Genomic DNA, 15,409 nt, shown 5'->3' with positions numbered 1-15,409 from the left:
GCTTACCAGATCAGGTTGTAGGTTCCGACCCAGATCGCGGTGAAGATCGCCGCGGCGCCAATCAGGAACCCTGCACCCAGTACCGCACCGTCACGCCAGGTAAAGGTGGCGGTGCGGACCCAGGTGCGTTCCCCGGTTCCGAATCCCTTGGCCTCCATGGTGGTCGCCAGCCGTCCGGCACGCCGGATCGCCTGGACCAACAGTGCGAGCAATTGGCCAAGTTTCGCACTCACCTTCTGGCGTACGGTGCCCAGATTTCCAATCCCGCGGGCTCTGCGGGCCAGGGTGAGCGTGGTGAATTCCTCAACCATCAACCCCAGCAGGCGCATCCCGGCCAAGGCCCCCAGCACAAAACGGTGCGGAACCTTCAACTGCTGCGAGAGTGCGCCACCCAAGTCGCTGGGATTTGTGGTGGACAGCAACAGCACCATCGGAATCGCCATGGCCAGGGCGCGCAGCCCCGTGGCGATACCCCCGGCCACCGAGCCTTCAGTGATCTGGAAAATTCCCAGATTCACCAAAACCTGCCCCGAATCCTGCCCGACCAGGGCAATGCCCCAGGCAGCCAGCAACCCGGCAACCACCAGCGGCCAGCCACGCCGGAAGAACCCGGCGATGCTCAGCCCCGCCAGCGGAAGCATCAACAGCGTTACCGCAATCACGACCGTGGCCGAAACCCAGTCGACCGTGCTGATCAGCGGCAAGGTCGCCCCGGCAATCGCACCGAACTTCGCCAGCGGGTTGATTTTTGCCAGCCAGCTCTCCCCCACCGGAGCATCGAGCATGGGCGCCTTCACGGCAACCGCCTTCACCGGTTCGGCCGGTTCAAGCACTACCTGCACGGCACCCAATGCCTTGGCAAACTGCTCATCGTGGGTCACCGCAACAATGGCGGTGGACTGCTCAAGTTCTTCGATGAGCAGCTGGGCAAGCTCGCGCCAGGTGTTTGCATCCTGTCCAAACGTTGGTTCATCAAGGATCACCACTTCCGGTGAAGCGGCCAGCACGGTGGCCACCGAGAGCCGTCGTTTCTCCCCTCCGGAGAGGGTGAACGGATTTGCTTCGGCCAAATCCTGCAGCCCCAAGCGGATCAGCAGCTGCTCGACGCGGGCATCGACCTGTGCTGGATCGAACTTCGTTTCACCCTCCGAACCACTCCTGGCACGCACGGGAGCGAAAGCCAATTCTTCACGCACACTCTGCGTGACGAACTGGTGTTCGGGTTCTTGAAACACGGACCCGATCCGGGCAACCAGCGCGCCGGCCTTCCAGCTGAAAGGCGAGGACGACAGGCCATCGGCCAGCGCCTCGTTGGCCGCGAGCTTCCCGGAGACCGGCTGGAGCAAACCTCCCATGGTCAGTGCGAGTGTTGACTTGCCCGCACCGTTCTCGCCCCGGATCACCAGCGCCCGGCCGGCATGCAGTTGCAGGTCGACCGGGGCGGTACGCACCGCGTGCTCGCTGCGTGCGCACACCAAACGGTCCAGTTCCAGCAATGATGCGCCCGGCGCCGTCGGGGCTTCGGAGGTCTGCGGAACAAACCCGGGAATCCAGATCCCTGCCTGGGCCAGTTCGGTGCGCAAGGGCTCATCGCTGAAGAGCGCCTCGGGGTGAACATCATGGGCAACGCCGCCGCCGGGTTTCAGCACCAGCACCCGATCCACGTGTCCTGCCCACGCATCCAAACGGTGTTCAACCACGATCAGCGTGGCGCCACTGGCTTCAACCGCGTTGATCACCGCATCACGCAAGGGCGGGATGCTCTGCGGGTCGATATTGGCCGTCGGTTCATCCAGCAGCATCAGTCCCGGACGCATGGCAAGGATGCCGGCCAGGGCCAGGCGTTGTTTTTGCCCGCCCGAAAGCGCCTGCGTGCGGTGCTCAAAGCCCAGGGCGCCAAGCCCCACCGCTTCAAGGGCCTGCGGGATGCGCTCGCGGATCTGCTGCGGGTCGACACCAAGGTTCTCGGCGCCGAATGCCACATCGTCGCCTACCCGGCTTTGCACCACCTGGGTCTCGGGGTCCTGCTGCATCAGCCCCACCGGATGCCGCCGTGCGAAGGCATCATGCCCGCCGACCAGCAGCTCGCCGCCAAACCCCGTGTCATCCTCACGTTCAAGAACCCCGGCCACTGCGTGCAACAGCGTGGATTTGCCGGCCCCCGACGGGCCGAGCAGCAGCACTTTTTGCCCCGCCGGGATCGCTACGTCCAGCCCTGCGATGGCTGGCCGCTCGCGTTCGGCATGATGCCAGGTGAAACCGTTGGCGTTGATCGAAACCCCGCCAAGAGCCAGGGAGGCCGCCTGCTGGTCGGCGGCGGCGCTCATGGGCGCCCCGCAAAGGCCGGTTCCAGGTGCGCCCGGCGGCTAGCCAGGGCGCTCAGCGCCCCGGTACGGGCCAGCGCCCGGGTAATCCACCAGGACAGCAGGCCGGCCACCAGCAGGCCGGAGAAGGCCGTCGCACCGACATGGAACAGCTTCATTCCCTGCGTGTATTCTGCGACGCTTCCCACCACATAGGCTTCGCTGACACCGGCGAACACCCCGGCGCCCAGGCCGGCGAGCAGCGCCACCGCCAGGTTCCATTTCCGGTAGCGGAACAGGGCGAATACCAGCTCCGCGCCGAGACCCTGGACAAGGCCTGAAATCAGCACCGGCATGCCCCAGTGGGTACCGAGCAGCGCCTCGACCACGGCGGCCAGCATCTCGCAAAAAAGTGCCGCCCCGGGTTTGCGAATGATCAGTGCACCGAGCACCGCGGGGAACAGCCACAGGCCGGTAAGCAGGGCGGTAGCTGGCGGGAAGGCGGTAAAGGCCAGCGAAAACAGCCCGTAGCTGGCGGACCACACCCAAAAAACGACACCCGAGGCGACGGCGATCACCGAGGCGATCACAATGTCGACCACACGCCAGGTGCTGCGCTGCGATGGTTTCGTGTTACTCATACGTTGTCCTCCTAAATCAGGAGGGGGGACGCACAAAATCATGGCGTGATTAAACGCCTCTGCGCATCCGAGATGCTCGACTTCCTTCGCCGGTACTAGCCGGAGCAGGTTCGAGGGTCTGCGATCTATCGCACTCTCAGCGTCTTTGACCATCAACGGCCTGACGCTCCCCTGTCGGAATAATTACTGCCCACCCACCATACCGCAGGTAAGCTGGGCAACGGAACGAAAAGTCAGAACGTTGAACGAGAGGTCCACATGAACGCAGTACAAAAGCTCATCGCCACCGGCATTTCCCTGGGCGCAGGATTCATCGGCAGCAAACTGGTCGATCAACTGTGGAAGGGGTTCACCGGAAACACGGCCCCGCGCAAGGGCAGCGAAGAAGCGGCCGAGGCTTCCCTGCGCCAGGCGCTTTCCTTCGCCATCTTCTCCGCCGTTGTCGCAGCTGTCATCCAGGTACTTGCCGACCGCGGCACCAACAAGGCGATCTCCAAATTCACCAAATAGCACCCGTAACACACGTGAGCCACAGCCCGGCGGGCTGTGGCTCACGCGTGTTGGTGTTCCGGCACTATTTTTCCTCGGTGGGCGGGGAATCGATCGTATCGATGGCACCGGTGCTGGGGGCGGAAGACACCTTGTCAACGACCAAACGCAGATCGTCGGAGAATAACGTCTCCTTGGCCGCGTGTTTGGTGCGGTACCCGGAACGGCCGATCATATGCGCTGAGACCGGCGCGGTGAGCAGCTGCATCGCCCAGGCCAGGATCAGCACCGGAACGATGGCCCAGCTGCGCAAATGAATCGCCAGGCCCGCGAAGATCAGCAGGAAACCAAGCACCTGGGGTTTGGTGGCCGCGTGCATTCGGGTGAGCATGTCGGGAAAGGCCAACAGGCCGATCCCGGCGATCAGGGACATCAGGCAGCCGAGAATCAGCAGGACGGCAACAAGAAGGTCAACAAAAAGATCCATTAGGCGTTCCTCTGATCCGACACGTAGCGGGAGACCGTCACCGAGCCGACAAAACCGATGGTGCAGGCAATGACCACAAACAGCAGGTAGTCGGTGTGGCGGTTCAGCGCCATATCCAGGCACAGCGCGGCGGAAATGATCAGCAGCATCACATCCAGGGCCAGTACCCGGTCGAGAATCGACGGGCCTTTGACCACACGGAAGAGGCAGGCGACCGCCGCCAGGCCAAGCATGATGCCGCAGATCCAAACAACAATTCCGATCATGCTCGTGCCTTCTTCCTTCTCACGCTGGGGCTGCATTCGCTCTTGATTGCCTCGTACTCGTCATGGCTGCCGATCGCCATGATCAACCGGCGCTCGATGTCGCGAATATTCTCGCGCGCTTTCTCCACGTCTTGTGCCGAATTGATGTCGATGTAGTGCAGGTACAGCGTCGAAGAGCTGCGATCCACGTCCAGCACAAACGAGCCCGGAATCAACGTCAAGACGTGCCCCACGGTCATCACGATCAGATCCGAGTCGGTACGCAACGGCACCGCAATCACCGCGCTGCGGGTTTTTTTGCCCCGCACCAGGGCCAGCGCGGCCACGTGGGCGCTGGCGGCAACTACCTGTCCCAAGAACCACACAAAAAGTTTGATGCAGTACCAGATGTTGATCCGTCCCGAAAGCACCACCGGGGGCAGCGGGAACAGGGTCACGATCACCAGGGCGATGATCGCGCCGAAGAGCAAATTTCCCGGGGTGAAGTCCGCCCACAGCGCACCCCACACAAAAATCAGCAGCAACAACAGCGGCCATTCCTGTTTCAGGGTGGCGCGGTGGCGTACCCCGGCGGTGTCCAGCGCGTCATCGATGCGCTGGTCGCGTGGTGTCATGTTTTTATGAGGCATGTGATCCCTCCGCTCAGTAGTTCAGGATGGCAGTGATGTACGGTTCTTGAGCGATCAGCTGCGCGGCCACCCGCTGGCAGAACTCAAAAATTGGTCCGGCGAACACCGTCAACGCGATGCCCGCCACCACCAGCGAACCCGTGGCGTAACGCATGCCCCATGGCAGCGCCTCGGATTCCAGCTCGCGGGCCAGCTTCAGGCCCAGGTGCGGTGCCTGCGCCCCGCCGGCCGCGGTTTGATCTGCCACCTTCGCCGCTTCGTCGACCAGCTGAGGGTTCGGGATTTCCGCATCGGCGGCGCGGCGCCAGAACATGCGCGCCCACACACGGATGATCGCCAGCAGCGTCAGCAAACTGGTAAGCAGCCCGGCGGCGATCACCACCCAGGTCAACGCGTCGGCGTCCTGGGCCGCGGCATGCAGCAGGCCGAACTTCCCCAAGAACCCGGAGAACGGCGGGATCCCGCCCAGGTTGATTGCGGGGATAAAAAACAGCAGCGACAGCGCCGGGGAAAGTTTGGCCAGCGACCCCAACCGGGTCACGTTGGCGCTTCCTGCCCGGCGTTCAATCAACCCGGCCACCATGAACAGCGAGGTCTGCACGATGATGTGGTGCCCGACGTAGTAGATGGTCGCCGCGATGGCCAGTTCCCCGCCCACGGCCACCCCGAAGATGAGATAGCCGATGTGGCTGGTCAGCGTGAATGACAGCATACGTTTGAAGTCGGTCTGCGCCAGCGCACCGAGGATACCGATGACCATGGTCAACGCCGCCACCACCAGCAGCCCGGAGTTCACCGCCCCGCCGGGGAACAACAGTGTCTCGGTACGCACAATTGCATACACCCCCACCTTGGTCAGCAACCCGGCGAATACCGCGGTGACCGGGGCCGGAGCCGTCGGGTAGGAGTCCGGAAGCCACAGTGACAGCGGGAAGACCGCGGCCTTGATGCCGAAGGCGATCAGCAGCAGCACATGCAGTATCAGCTGCGGGCCCTGATCCAGTTGCGGCAGCTTCACCGCCAGGTCGGCCATGTTCACCGTTCCGGTGGCCGCATAGGTCATCGCGATACCCATCAGGAAGATCACCGAGGAGACCACGGAAACCACCACGTAGGTGGTGCCGGCGCGGATGCGTTCGGCGGTCGCGCCCAGGGTCAACAGCACGTAGCTGGCGGTCAACAGGATTTCGAAACCGACATACAGGTTGAACAGGTCGGCGGCCAAGAACGCGTTGGACACGCCGGCCAGCAGGATCAGGTAGGCCGGGTGGAACACGGACACCGGTCCGGGTTCATCTCCATCGGCCAGGCCCTGGCTCGTGGCGTAGAACAGCACCGCAAGGGAGACCAGCGTGGAGATCAACAGCATGAAGGCGCTGAATCCGTCCACCATCAGGGAGATCCCCCAGGGGGACTGCCAGCCGCCGATGTGTATCGCGTAGCTTTCACCACCCCAGACGGCGGCCAGCATCCCGGCCTCCAGGACCAGGGTGAGGCACAGGATCCCGATGGTGATCAGGCGTTGGAGTTTGATGCGGCGGCGGACCAGGAAGGCCGCGCCGGCTCCGAAGATCGGCAGGACCACTGCCAGCGGAGCAAGATCCAGAAAATTCACTCTTCCCCCTCGCGAACCGGGCGGCCCTCTTCGTCAACAAATTCGGTTGTATCCTCGGCCACCGGCGAGTCTTCCTCTTCGTCATAGGCGGTGGATTGCGACACCTTGATATCTTCGGTATCGTCGGCCAGCACATCGGCGCTGGTCAACGTCCAGGAGCGGTAGATCATGGCGAGCAGGAACGCGGTCACCGCGAAGGTGATCACGATCGCGGTGAGGATCAGCGCCTGCGGCAGCGGATCGGAATACTGGTCGGCTGGCAGGTCCGCTTTGAACAGCGGCGCCACCCCCTTGCGCCCACCGGTGGAAAGGATGAGCAGGTTGATGCCGTTGCCCAGCAGCATGATGCCCAGCAGCACCCTGGTCAGGGTGCGTTCAAGCACCAGGTAGAACCCGGCGGCCAGCAGCACTGCGGTAATTACCAAAAAGGTGATGTTCACACTCATCGGCCGACTCCCGTCTGTGAGGCGTGAATTGGGTCGTGTTGTTCGATCGGGCTGCGTCCCTCGGAGAGCAGGTCGATCTCGCTGCCCAGCGAACGCAGCACATCCTGGACCAGTCCCAGCACCACCAGGTAGACACCGATGTCAAAGATCGTGGAGGTGACAAACTTGTGCTCGCCGAAGATCGGCAACCAGAATTCCCACGCGTACATGGTGAAGATTTCATCCCCGGCGAATAGCGGGACGATGCCGGCCAGGCCGGCCAGCGCAATACCGCCGCCAATCAGCATGCCCGGGGCAACGCGCATGGATTCGGACAGTTCGATGCGTCCACCGGCCAGGTAGCGGATGGTCAGGGCCAACCCGGCAATCAGGCCACCGGCAAAACCGCCGCCGGGAGTGTTGTGCCCGGCCAGCAGCGTGTACACGGACATGATCAGCACCGTGTGGAACATCAAGCGGGTGACCACTTCAAAGATGATCGAGCGGCGTTCGGCCACCAGGGTGTTGCCGGCCATCAGCCAATCTTGGTTGTCGCTGCTGGCAAAACGCCGGGCGATGCGCAACTCGACTTCCTTCTCATCCTTGGACCCCATCGCTTCGGAACCCGAATCGATGCTGCCCGGCGCGACCTGGTGGGCGCGCACCCTGGTGCCGAATCCGCGGCCGGCGAAGATCAGCGAGGCCACACCGGTCGCCGCGGCGGCCAGCACGGTGATTTCCCCGAAGGTATCCCACACACGCAGGTCAACCAGGGCAACATTCACAATGTTTTTGCCGAAGCCCTCATAGTAGGCCAGATCCGGCCACTGCAGGGAAATCGAGGCCTGGCCGCGGGCGGCCATCATGGCAATGGCGATGTACACCACCATGATCGCCAAGGCGATCGCCAGCAACGCCCGTCCCCACTTGATATGGGTCAGTCCAACCCACAGTCGTTTGGGCAGTGCGCGCAGCGCCAGCACAAAGGAGACCAGCACAATGGTTTCCACCAGCAGCTGGGTCAGCGCCAGGTCCGGCGCCCCCTGAAGGGCGAAGATCGCCACCATTCCGTAACCGGTCACGGAGACCATCAGCACCGACATGAAACGTTTCGGAGCGGTAATGGCAATGAGGCTTCCGGCGATCATGATCGCCCCGATCAGCAGCTGCGCCGGGTGGTCGGCGATCACCCAGTTATCCGGCCACGGGGTTTGCACCGTGAGGGCGATCCCCAGCGGCACGATCAGCACCACCGACAGGATCACACCGAGGTAGAAGGACAACGAACCACGCTGGGTACGACCGGTGATCCAGATGGCCGCCATGTCCAGCGCATTCACGCTCATGCGGTAGACCTCCTCGGCGGAGATCATCATTCGACGCAGCGGAGCCCCGGTGTCAGTCCGCCGACGGAGCCAGTAGAAGACCAGTCCCAGCCCCACGGATATTGCGCTCAAGCCCAGGGCGGCATTAAATCCGGCGAAGGCCGCCAGGTGCATGTGCTCGGCCCCGCCCTGCAGCTCGGCCCAGTGCACGGAAAGCTTCTCCACCGGGTACGGGTAGAGCCCCAGGATCACCGTCAGGGTGCTGAGCACCAGCAGCGGGGCCAGGAAGATCAGCGTAGGGGGTTTGCAGGCCAGAGGTTCGACCTTGTACTTCTTCACCCCGAAGGCGCCGAAAAAGAATCGCAACGAGTAGGCCATGGTCAACGCGGCGCCAAGCACAATCCCGGCCAGCGCGAAAGGCCCCCAGGCGGTGTCGAGGTGCAGGGCCGCCTCGTAGACCGCTTCCTTGGCGACAAATCCCAGCAGCAGCGGCAGTCCGGCCATCGAGGCGGCGGCAATACCGGCGGCGGTGGTCAAGATCGGCATGGCACGGCGCAGCCCGGAAAGTTTGCGGATATCTCGGGTACCGGTGTTGTGGTCGATGATACCCACCGACAGGAACAACGTTGCTTTAAACAGGCCGTGCGCCAAGGTCAACGCCAACGCTGCGAAGGCCGCGTCCGGGGTTCCCAGGCCAAAAATTGCAATGATGAAACCCAGCTGGGAGACCGTGCCGAAGGCCAGGATCAGCTTCAGGTCGTACTGCTTCAGGGCGCGGAAACCACCGATGAGCATGGTGAGCAGGCCAATACCCACGGTCATCGGCACCCAGAGGTTGGTCTCCGCAAAACCTGGGGCCAGGCGGGCAATCAGGTAGACGCCGGCCTTGACCATCGCCGCGGCATGCAGGTAGGCAGAGACCGGGGTGGGTGCGGCCATGGCGCCGGGAAGCCAGAAGTGGAAGGGCACCAGGGCGGATTTGGACAGTGCGCCAACGATGATCAGCGCCACCGCCACGTCGGTGTAGGTGCCCAAGGACACCAGGTGATCGGAGGCCGCGATGATCTCGGAGAGCTGGTAACTGCCGGCTTCGGTCCCGAGCATCAGGATGCCGGCAAGCATCACCAAGCCGCCAAGGGTGGTCACGATCAGGGCGTTCATGGCCGAACGGCGCGCGGTGATCAGTGCCTGGCTGAAGCCGATCAGCAGGTAGGACAACACACTGGTGATTTCCCAGAAGATGAACATCACGATCACGTCATCCGCGGTCACCAGGCCGGTCATGGCACCGGCGAATGCCACCATCTTGGCGGCGAAGCCGCCAATCTGCGGGTCATCATTCTTGAAGTAGCGTGCACAGTAGAACAGCACCAGCGCTCCGACCCCGAGGATCAGCAGCAGGATGGTTGCCGAAAGGGTATCCATCCGGAAGTTCAAACCGATGTTCAGCCCGGAAATCCAGTCGATCTGAATCGATGGCGGGGCGTTCGGCGCGCCCGAAGCCAACGACTGGTCCGAGGCGAGCACCGCGGGAAATTGGAAGAGCAGCCAGATGAATCCCGCGGCCGGGACAACGGCGACAACATAAAAAGCGTTTCGCTTGAGCGCTCGGAAAAGAAGTGGGCACAGCAGCGCGGTGGCAAACAATGCACTAAGAATGATGAGCATTCGTCTCCTCTGTCGACTGGAAATGGGGCAGAGTTCGACGACCAAAAAATAGCCGGCACCTGTAATTTTATCAGTCGGAGCTCAGGGATCATTCATGTCAGAGCGTTTCTGTGCCATAATCTGAACTCTTTGTTACATCGCCGCCCGCATCCCAGCCGTCGGACCGGTCGCGTCAACTTCCGCTAATTCACCTGCTGATTACTACAAACGGGTACTATGCGAGCATGAGCGCAAATCAGGGGACGCAGGCAGTTCCACCAAGAGAGAAATGGCTGACCAAGTACACCTGGGCGTGGGCCAGTTGGGACTGGGGACAAGCCGCCATCAACGCGGTGATGATCACCTTCGTTTTCACCGTGTACCTGACCAGCGAACTTTTCGGGAATCAGGACCATGCGTCGTTGGTGCTGTCCCAGGCCTTGGCCATTGGTGGGGTGTTCATCGCGTTGCTGGTTCCGGTGACCGGAATGCGTGCAGATGCCGCCGGTCGGCGCAAGTTGTGGATTATGGTCAACACGATCCTGTTGGTGATCATCTGCGCGGCGGGGTTCTTTGTGTATCCGCAGCCCGAGTACCTCTGGTTCGGCGCCTTGTTGATCGCCGCGATGTCGGTAGTCAGCGAGTTCGCCGGGGTCAACTACAACGCGGTCCTCAACCAGATTTCCACCCCTGCCACGGTCGGCAAGGTCTCGGGTTTCGGCTGGGGAATGGGTTACGTCGGCGGGATCCTCGCCCTGGCGCTGGTGCTTTTCGGATTTGTTGAACCCGTTGTCCAATGGCCGGGGGCCGGCACGGAGAATTCGCTGAACTTGCGGCTGGTTGCCGTGTTCTCCGCCTTGTGGTGTTTGCTGTTCGCGCTTCCGCTGTTTTTTGTCATCCCCGAGGCTCCGGCCACCGTCAGTGAGAAAATCCCGTTGCGCAGCTCCTATGCGGTGCTGTTCCGCCGGATTGCCGGGCTGTGGCGCGAAGACAAGAACCTGATCTTTTTCCTGCTCTCCTCCGCGGTTTTCCGTGACGGTCTGGCGGCCATCTTCACCTTTGGCGGAGTCATCGCGGCGGGAACCTTCGGCTTCGCGCTGAGTGAAGTGATCATTTTTGCGATTGTCGGCAACGTGGTGGCGGCCATCGGGGCGATCATTGGCGGCCGGCTCGATGACCTCATCGGCCCCAAGGCGGTGATCAGCGGTTCACTGATCGGTTTGCTGCTGGCCGGCGCCGGGGTGTTCTTCTCCCCCGCAGCGACCGGGTTCTGGATCTTCGGTCTACTGTTGTGCCTGTTTGTGGGTCCGGCCCAGGCCGCAGCGCGGTCCTACCTGGCGCGGCTGATTCCCGCGGGACGTGAAGGCGAAATGTTCGGCCTCTATGCCACCACCGGACGTGCGGTGTCATTTTTGGCACCCGCGTTGTTCGGCGCCGCCATTGCCATCGCCACCCCGCTGGTCGCCGAGGGCCAGGCCCAACGTTATGGCATCCTGGGAATCCTGCTGGTGCTGGCCCTCGGCCTGCTGCTGCTCCTGCCGATCAGGGCCCCCAAAAAACCTTGACGTTTTCGATGCCTGAAGCGGTGTGTCCCGGCAACCATCGGCTGCCGGGACACATTGCATCAAGATGAAATCTAAGTGTTAACTCTCGATGATGGTGTGGTGGAAGTTCAGGTGGCTGCGCGAGGCGGTCGGTCCGCGCTGTCCCTGATAACGGTTGCCGTAGGGGCCAGAGCCGTACGGGTTTTCGGTTTCAGAGGTCAGCTTGAAGAAACACAGCTGGCCGATCTTGGACCCTGGCCACAGCTTAATAGGCAAGGTGGCCATGTTCGACAGTTCCAAGGTGACGTGACCGGAGAAGCCGGGATCAATAAATCCTGCGGTCGAGTGGGTCAACAGTCCCAGGCGCCCCAGCGAGCTTTTGCCCTCCAGGCGGGCAGCGACTGAATTGCCCAAGGTGACCACCTCGTAGGTGGAGCCCAGAACAAATTCCCCGGGGTGCAGGATAAACGGCTCCTGCGGGTCAACCTCAACCAAACGGGTCAGTTCGCTCTGGTCCTGTGCCGGATCGATATGCGCGTACTTGTGGTTGTCGAACAACCGGAAAAACCGGTCGATACGGACATCCACGGATGCGGGTTGGATCATCTCGGGGTTAAACGGCTCCAGGCCGATCTCTCCGGACTCTATTTCTCTGCGAATATCACCATCTGAATACAACACGCCTACAAATTTAGCGTGTCTGCGGTCCAACGGTTAATAGCTGGGCGCTATGTGTAGATGAATTTGTGCCAAATACCGTCTGCCGGTGATGGATTTCTCATGTGCCGTACAGAAAATCCGGTTATTCTGAAAACGGGACGCCCTGTCCCGACCGCTCCACCAAGGGATTACTGATTCATGCGCTTGGCTTCCGCTCTGACCGGCTCCGTGCTCGCCGGTGCGCTTCTGCTCTCCGGCACCGCGGCCATCGCCGCGCCCCAAGATCTCCCGGCCGTTGAGGCCAGTGAGCTGAGCGATGCCTCCAGCATGCTGGCGCTGATCAATCCGAGCACCAAGCTTTCCCCGGAAGACTACACACCCAAGGATTTGGTCACGGTCTCGGGGACCTCATTCCAGCTTCGCCCAGAAGCCGCCGACGCGGTGGAAGAGCTGGTCTCCGATGCGCGGGCGGCCGGGCACAGCATCAAGGTTTTGAGCGCCTTCCGTTCCTACCAGCGCCAAGCGACACTGTTCAGCCAGTATCAGTCGCAATACGGAACGGCCTACGCCGAACGGATCTCCGCCCGCCCGGGAACCAGCGAGCACCAGCTGGGTTTGGCCGCCGATCTTGGATACACCAACAGCCAGGCCGAACTCAAAGAGGCTTTTGGGCAAACTCCGGCCGGCAAGTGGATCGCTGAACACGCGGTCGATTACGGGTTGATTGTGCGCTACCCCCAGGGCAAGGAAGAGATCACCGGCTACAAGTACGAGCCGTGGCATGTGCGATACATCGGTGAGGATCAGGCCAAGGCCATGCAGTCTTCCGGAGCGCAAACCTACGAAGAATACTTCCAAATGCTGCAGGACGCTTCCAAACAAGCCCAAGCCACCCCGGCAGCTGAACCGAGCACGGAGCCGGCCGACACGAAGCCGGGGTCCGAGCCAACAACAAAACCCGAGCAGACCGAGGGCTCCGGCGTCCTGCGCGAGGACGACCTGCTGGTGTTGCGTTTCCTGCCGCCCTATCGGGACTGGAGTTTTGGTTTCACCCAGTAGGCGCTAGCCCAGTGAGATGGTGGCCAGCAGCAGCACCGGCAACAACAAGGTTGAGCCAAAGGCCGTGAGCCAATGCGCCGTTTTGCCGCTGGCATTCTGGCAGGCGCCGCTGCGTTTGCGCCGATTAACCAGATACACATTGATCAGAACCCAAACAATCGCCCCGATGGCCAGCGGGGGTCCAAGCACCTGATTGGATGAAAAGTAACCCTCAAGGTTGTGGGCGAACGAGGTGCCGGCCGCCGGGAGAATCGAACCCTGGCTGATATAGAGGGACAGCATCCAAAAATAGATAATTCCGGGAATTCCCAGCAAGACATTTACGACAAAAAGTCGAGTCATGCGGTTGCCTCCAAGTGGTGTCCTGATGTTGCGACTGCGCCGGGCAACACATGCTGCCTGCTGGTAAGTTGCTCCCGAGTCTACCCCGAACGCTCTGCTTTCCCGGCGTTTACCCACTGGCTACCCATGTGTATCCGCTGTGAGAATCCGGGTTAAGCACACAGCCCGCTGCCACTTCCCCACGGGGCAGTAGCAGCGGGCTGCGCTGGGAATCGCCGGTGGCCAGCGAAAACCCTGAGCGCTTAGGAGCGAACCGGGATGCCGGTGAAGGTCGGCTTCAGGGTGGAGGCGAAGAAGTCATTTCCCTTGTCGTCAACGACGATGAAGGCCGGGAAGTCCTCAACTTCGATCTTCCAGATGGCTTCCATGCCCAACTCTTCGTACTCGATGATGTCGACCTTTTTGATGCAGTCGAGCGCCAGGCGGGCTGCCGGGCCACCGATGGAACCGAGGTAAAAACCACCGTGCGTGTCGCAGGCGTCAGTGACCTGCTGCGAACGGTTGCCCTTGGCGAGCATCACCATGGAACCGCCGGCGGCCTGGAACTGATCCACGTAGGAGTCCATGCGACCGGCAGTGGTCGGACCGAAGGACCCGGAGGCCATGCCTTCGGGGGTCTTGGCCGGACCCGCATAGTAGACCGGGTGGTCCTTGAGATACTGCGGCATCTCTTCGCCCGCATCCAGGCGTTCCTTGATCTTTGCGTGCGCGATATCGCGGGCCACCACCAGTGGGCCGGTCAGCGAGAGCCGGGTTTTGACCGGGAATTTGGTCAGCTCGGCAAGGATCTCATCCATCGGCTTGTTCAGGTCGATCTTGACCACCGAAGAACCGCCGGTGCCTGAAACCCCGGTGGTGTCCTCGTCGTGCGCCGCGATAGCCGGGTGGGACTCATCAGGCATAAAACGTGCCGGATCGGTTTCCAGCTGCTCGACAAACAGGCCCTCTTCGGTGATCTTCGCCAGCATCTGGCGGTCGGCCGAACAGGACACGGCAATGGCCACCGGCATTGAGGCGCCATGGCGTGGCAGACGCACCACCCGCACGTCGTGGCAGAAGTACTTGCCGCCGAACTGGGCGCCGATGCCGAAGTGGCGGGTCAGTTCCAATACCTTCTCTTCCAGATCGGTATCGCGGAAACCGCGTCCGGTCATCGCTCCCTCGGTTGGCAGGGAATCCAGGTACTTGGCCGAACCGTATTTGGCGGTTTTCAGCGCCATCTCGGCGCTGGTGCCGCCGATGACGATGGACAGGTGGTACGGAGGGCAGGCAGCGGTACCCAGCGAACGCAGCTTCTCATCAAGGAACTTCAACATGGAGTTCTCATTGAGGATGGCTTTGGTCTCCTGATACAGGAACGACTTGTTGGCCGATCCGCCGCCCTTGGCCATGAACAGGAACTTGTAGCTGGTGTCCGCCCCGGGTTTGGTGTTGGCGTACAGGTCGATCTGCGCCGGCAAGTTGTTGCCCGTCGCCTTCTCTTCCCAGGTGGTGATGGGAGCCAGCTGCGAGTAACGCAGATTCAGTCGGGTGTACGCGTCGTAGATGCCGCGCGAGAGTGAAATTTCGTCTTGCTCTTCGGTGAGCACACGCTGGCCGCGTTTGCCCATCACGATGGCGGTTCCGGTGTCCTGGCACATTGGCAGGATGCCACCGGCAGCGATATTTGCGTTCTTCAGCAGGTCCAGTGCCACAAACTTGTCGTTCGGGCTGGCTTCCTCATCATCGAGGATGTTGCGCAGCTGCTGCAGGTGCGCTGGGCGAAGGTAGTGCGAGATGTCGTGCAGGGCGGTTTCCGCCAAAAGCTCCAGTGCTTCGGGGGCTACCTTGAGAAAATTTTTCCCGTCCGGGCCGGCGACAACCTCGACGCCTTCGGTGGAAATCTTGCGATAGGCAGTGGTGTCTTCGCCGAGGGGCAGAAGATCCTCATAACGAAATTCAGGCATGCTCGTTCCTTGAATCTATGGTGGGTGCTCA

Annotated in this window: 14 protein-coding genes and 1 riboswitch; of the genes, 3 read left to right on the top strand and 11 right to left on the bottom strand. The window is 61.8% G+C overall.

The features are described 5' to 3' along the window. Nucleotides 1–2: 2 nt before the first annotated feature. Nucleotides 3–2,327, bottom strand: a complete 2,325-nt coding sequence (locus ACIOWL_RS09420; protein ID WP_400383963.1) for an ATP-binding cassette domain-containing protein — start codon at nt 2,325–2,327, stop codon at nt 3–5. Further along, on the bottom strand, nt 2,324–2,944 hold the full coding sequence (locus tag ACIOWL_RS09415; RefSeq protein WP_400383961.1) for an ECF transporter S component: 621 nt from the start codon (nt 2,942–2,944) through the stop codon (nt 2,324–2,326). Before ACIOWL_RS09415 ends, ACIOWL_RS09420 begins: the two co-directional genes overlap by 4 nt. Before the next feature lie 64 nt (nt 2,945–3,008). Then, nucleotides 3,009–3,127, bottom strand: a riboswitch (TPP riboswitch). Between the two features lie 75 nt (nt 3,128–3,202). Here ACIOWL_RS09415 and ACIOWL_RS09410 point away from each other — a divergent pair. Continuing rightward, nucleotides 3,203–3,454 (top strand): DUF4235 domain-containing protein, encoded by a 252-nt coding sequence (locus tag ACIOWL_RS09410; protein ID WP_400383958.1) that lies wholly within the window; start codon nt 3,203–3,205, stop codon nt 3,452–3,454. Between the two features lie 64 nt (nt 3,455–3,518). Here the strand turns inward: ACIOWL_RS09410 and mnhG are convergent, their stop codons facing one another. The 6 genes from mnhG to ACIOWL_RS09380 are packed head-to-tail and all read right to left on the bottom strand — an operon-like array spanning nt 3,519 to nt 9,848. Then, nucleotides 3,519–3,920: a monovalent cation/H(+) antiporter subunit G gene (gene mnhG / locus ACIOWL_RS09405; RefSeq protein WP_400383956.1), complete on the bottom strand. Its 402-nt coding sequence runs from the start codon at nt 3,918–3,920 to the stop codon at nt 3,519–3,521. Further along, nucleotides 3,920–4,186 carry a monovalent cation/H+ antiporter complex subunit F gene (locus ACIOWL_RS09400; RefSeq protein ID WP_400383954.1) on the bottom strand — a complete coding sequence of 89 codons (267 nt, stop codon included), beginning with the start codon at nt 4,184–4,186 and terminating at the stop codon, nt 3,920–3,922. The genes mnhG and ACIOWL_RS09400 overlap by 1 nt, the downstream gene beginning before the upstream one ends. Next, on the bottom strand, nt 4,183–4,815 hold the full coding sequence (locus tag ACIOWL_RS09395) for a Na+/H+ antiporter subunit E (RefSeq protein ID WP_400383951.1): 633 nt from the start codon (nt 4,813–4,815) through the stop codon (nt 4,183–4,185). The genes ACIOWL_RS09400 and ACIOWL_RS09395 overlap by 4 nt, the downstream gene beginning before the upstream one ends. 13 nt (nt 4,816–4,828) lie before the next feature. After that, on the bottom strand, nt 4,829–6,430 hold the full coding sequence (locus ACIOWL_RS09390) for a Na+/H+ antiporter subunit D (RefSeq protein ID WP_400383949.1): 1,602 nt from the start codon (nt 6,428–6,430) through the stop codon (nt 4,829–4,831). Continuing rightward, the gene (locus ACIOWL_RS09385; RefSeq protein WP_400383947.1) at nt 6,427–6,876 is read right to left on the bottom strand and encodes a Na(+)/H(+) antiporter subunit C; all 450 of its coding nucleotides are present in this window, start codon (nt 6,874–6,876) and stop codon (nt 6,427–6,429) included. Before ACIOWL_RS09385 ends, ACIOWL_RS09390 begins: the two co-directional genes overlap by 4 nt. After that, nucleotides 6,873–9,848, bottom strand: coding sequence for a Na+/H+ antiporter subunit A (locus tag ACIOWL_RS09380; RefSeq protein ID WP_400383944.1), 2,976 nt, complete (start codon nt 9,846–9,848; stop codon nt 6,873–6,875). The genes ACIOWL_RS09385 and ACIOWL_RS09380 overlap by 4 nt, the downstream gene beginning before the upstream one ends. A gap of 224 nt (nt 9,849–10,072) precedes the next feature. Here ACIOWL_RS09380 and ACIOWL_RS09375 point away from each other — a divergent pair, with 224 nt between their 5' ends. After that, on the top strand, nt 10,073–11,392 hold the full coding sequence (locus ACIOWL_RS09375; RefSeq protein ID WP_400383943.1) for an MFS transporter: 1,320 nt from the start codon (nt 10,073–10,075) through the stop codon (nt 11,390–11,392). A 78-nt stretch (nt 11,393–11,470) separates the two neighbouring features. Here the strand turns inward: ACIOWL_RS09375 and dcd are convergent, their stop codons facing one another. Continuing rightward, nucleotides 11,471–12,052, bottom strand: a complete 582-nt coding sequence (gene dcd / locus ACIOWL_RS09370; RefSeq protein ID WP_400383941.1) for a dCTP deaminase — start codon at nt 12,050–12,052, stop codon at nt 11,471–11,473. 177 nt (nt 12,053–12,229) lie between these two features. On the opposite strand from dcd, the gene ACIOWL_RS09365 reads away from it, so the two are divergent. Next, nucleotides 12,230–13,090: a D-alanyl-D-alanine carboxypeptidase family protein gene (locus tag ACIOWL_RS09365; protein WP_400383939.1), complete on the top strand. Its 861-nt coding sequence runs from the start codon at nt 12,230–12,232 to the stop codon at nt 13,088–13,090. Nucleotides 13,091–13,093: 3 nt separating this feature from the next. Here the strand turns inward: ACIOWL_RS09365 and ACIOWL_RS09360 are convergent, their stop codons facing one another. Both ACIOWL_RS09360 and ACIOWL_RS09355 read right to left on the bottom strand, forming a co-directional pair. Next, nucleotides 13,094–13,432, bottom strand: a complete 339-nt coding sequence (locus tag ACIOWL_RS09360; RefSeq protein ID WP_400383937.1) for a hypothetical protein — start codon at nt 13,430–13,432, stop codon at nt 13,094–13,096. A gap of 242 nt (nt 13,433–13,674) precedes the next feature. Next, nucleotides 13,675–15,378, bottom strand: coding sequence for a fumarate hydratase (locus ACIOWL_RS09355; protein ID WP_400383935.1), 1,704 nt, complete (start codon nt 15,376–15,378; stop codon nt 13,675–13,677). Nucleotides 15,379–15,409: the final 31 nt, after the last annotated feature.

The sequence above is a fragment of the Glutamicibacter sp. NPDC087344 genome, from assembly GCF_044744225.1.
GTDB lineage: Bacteria > Actinomycetota > Actinomycetes > Actinomycetales > Micrococcaceae > Glutamicibacter.
Note: the sequence above shows the minus strand (reverse complement) of the source record. Positions and strands in the feature narration are given on the sequence as shown.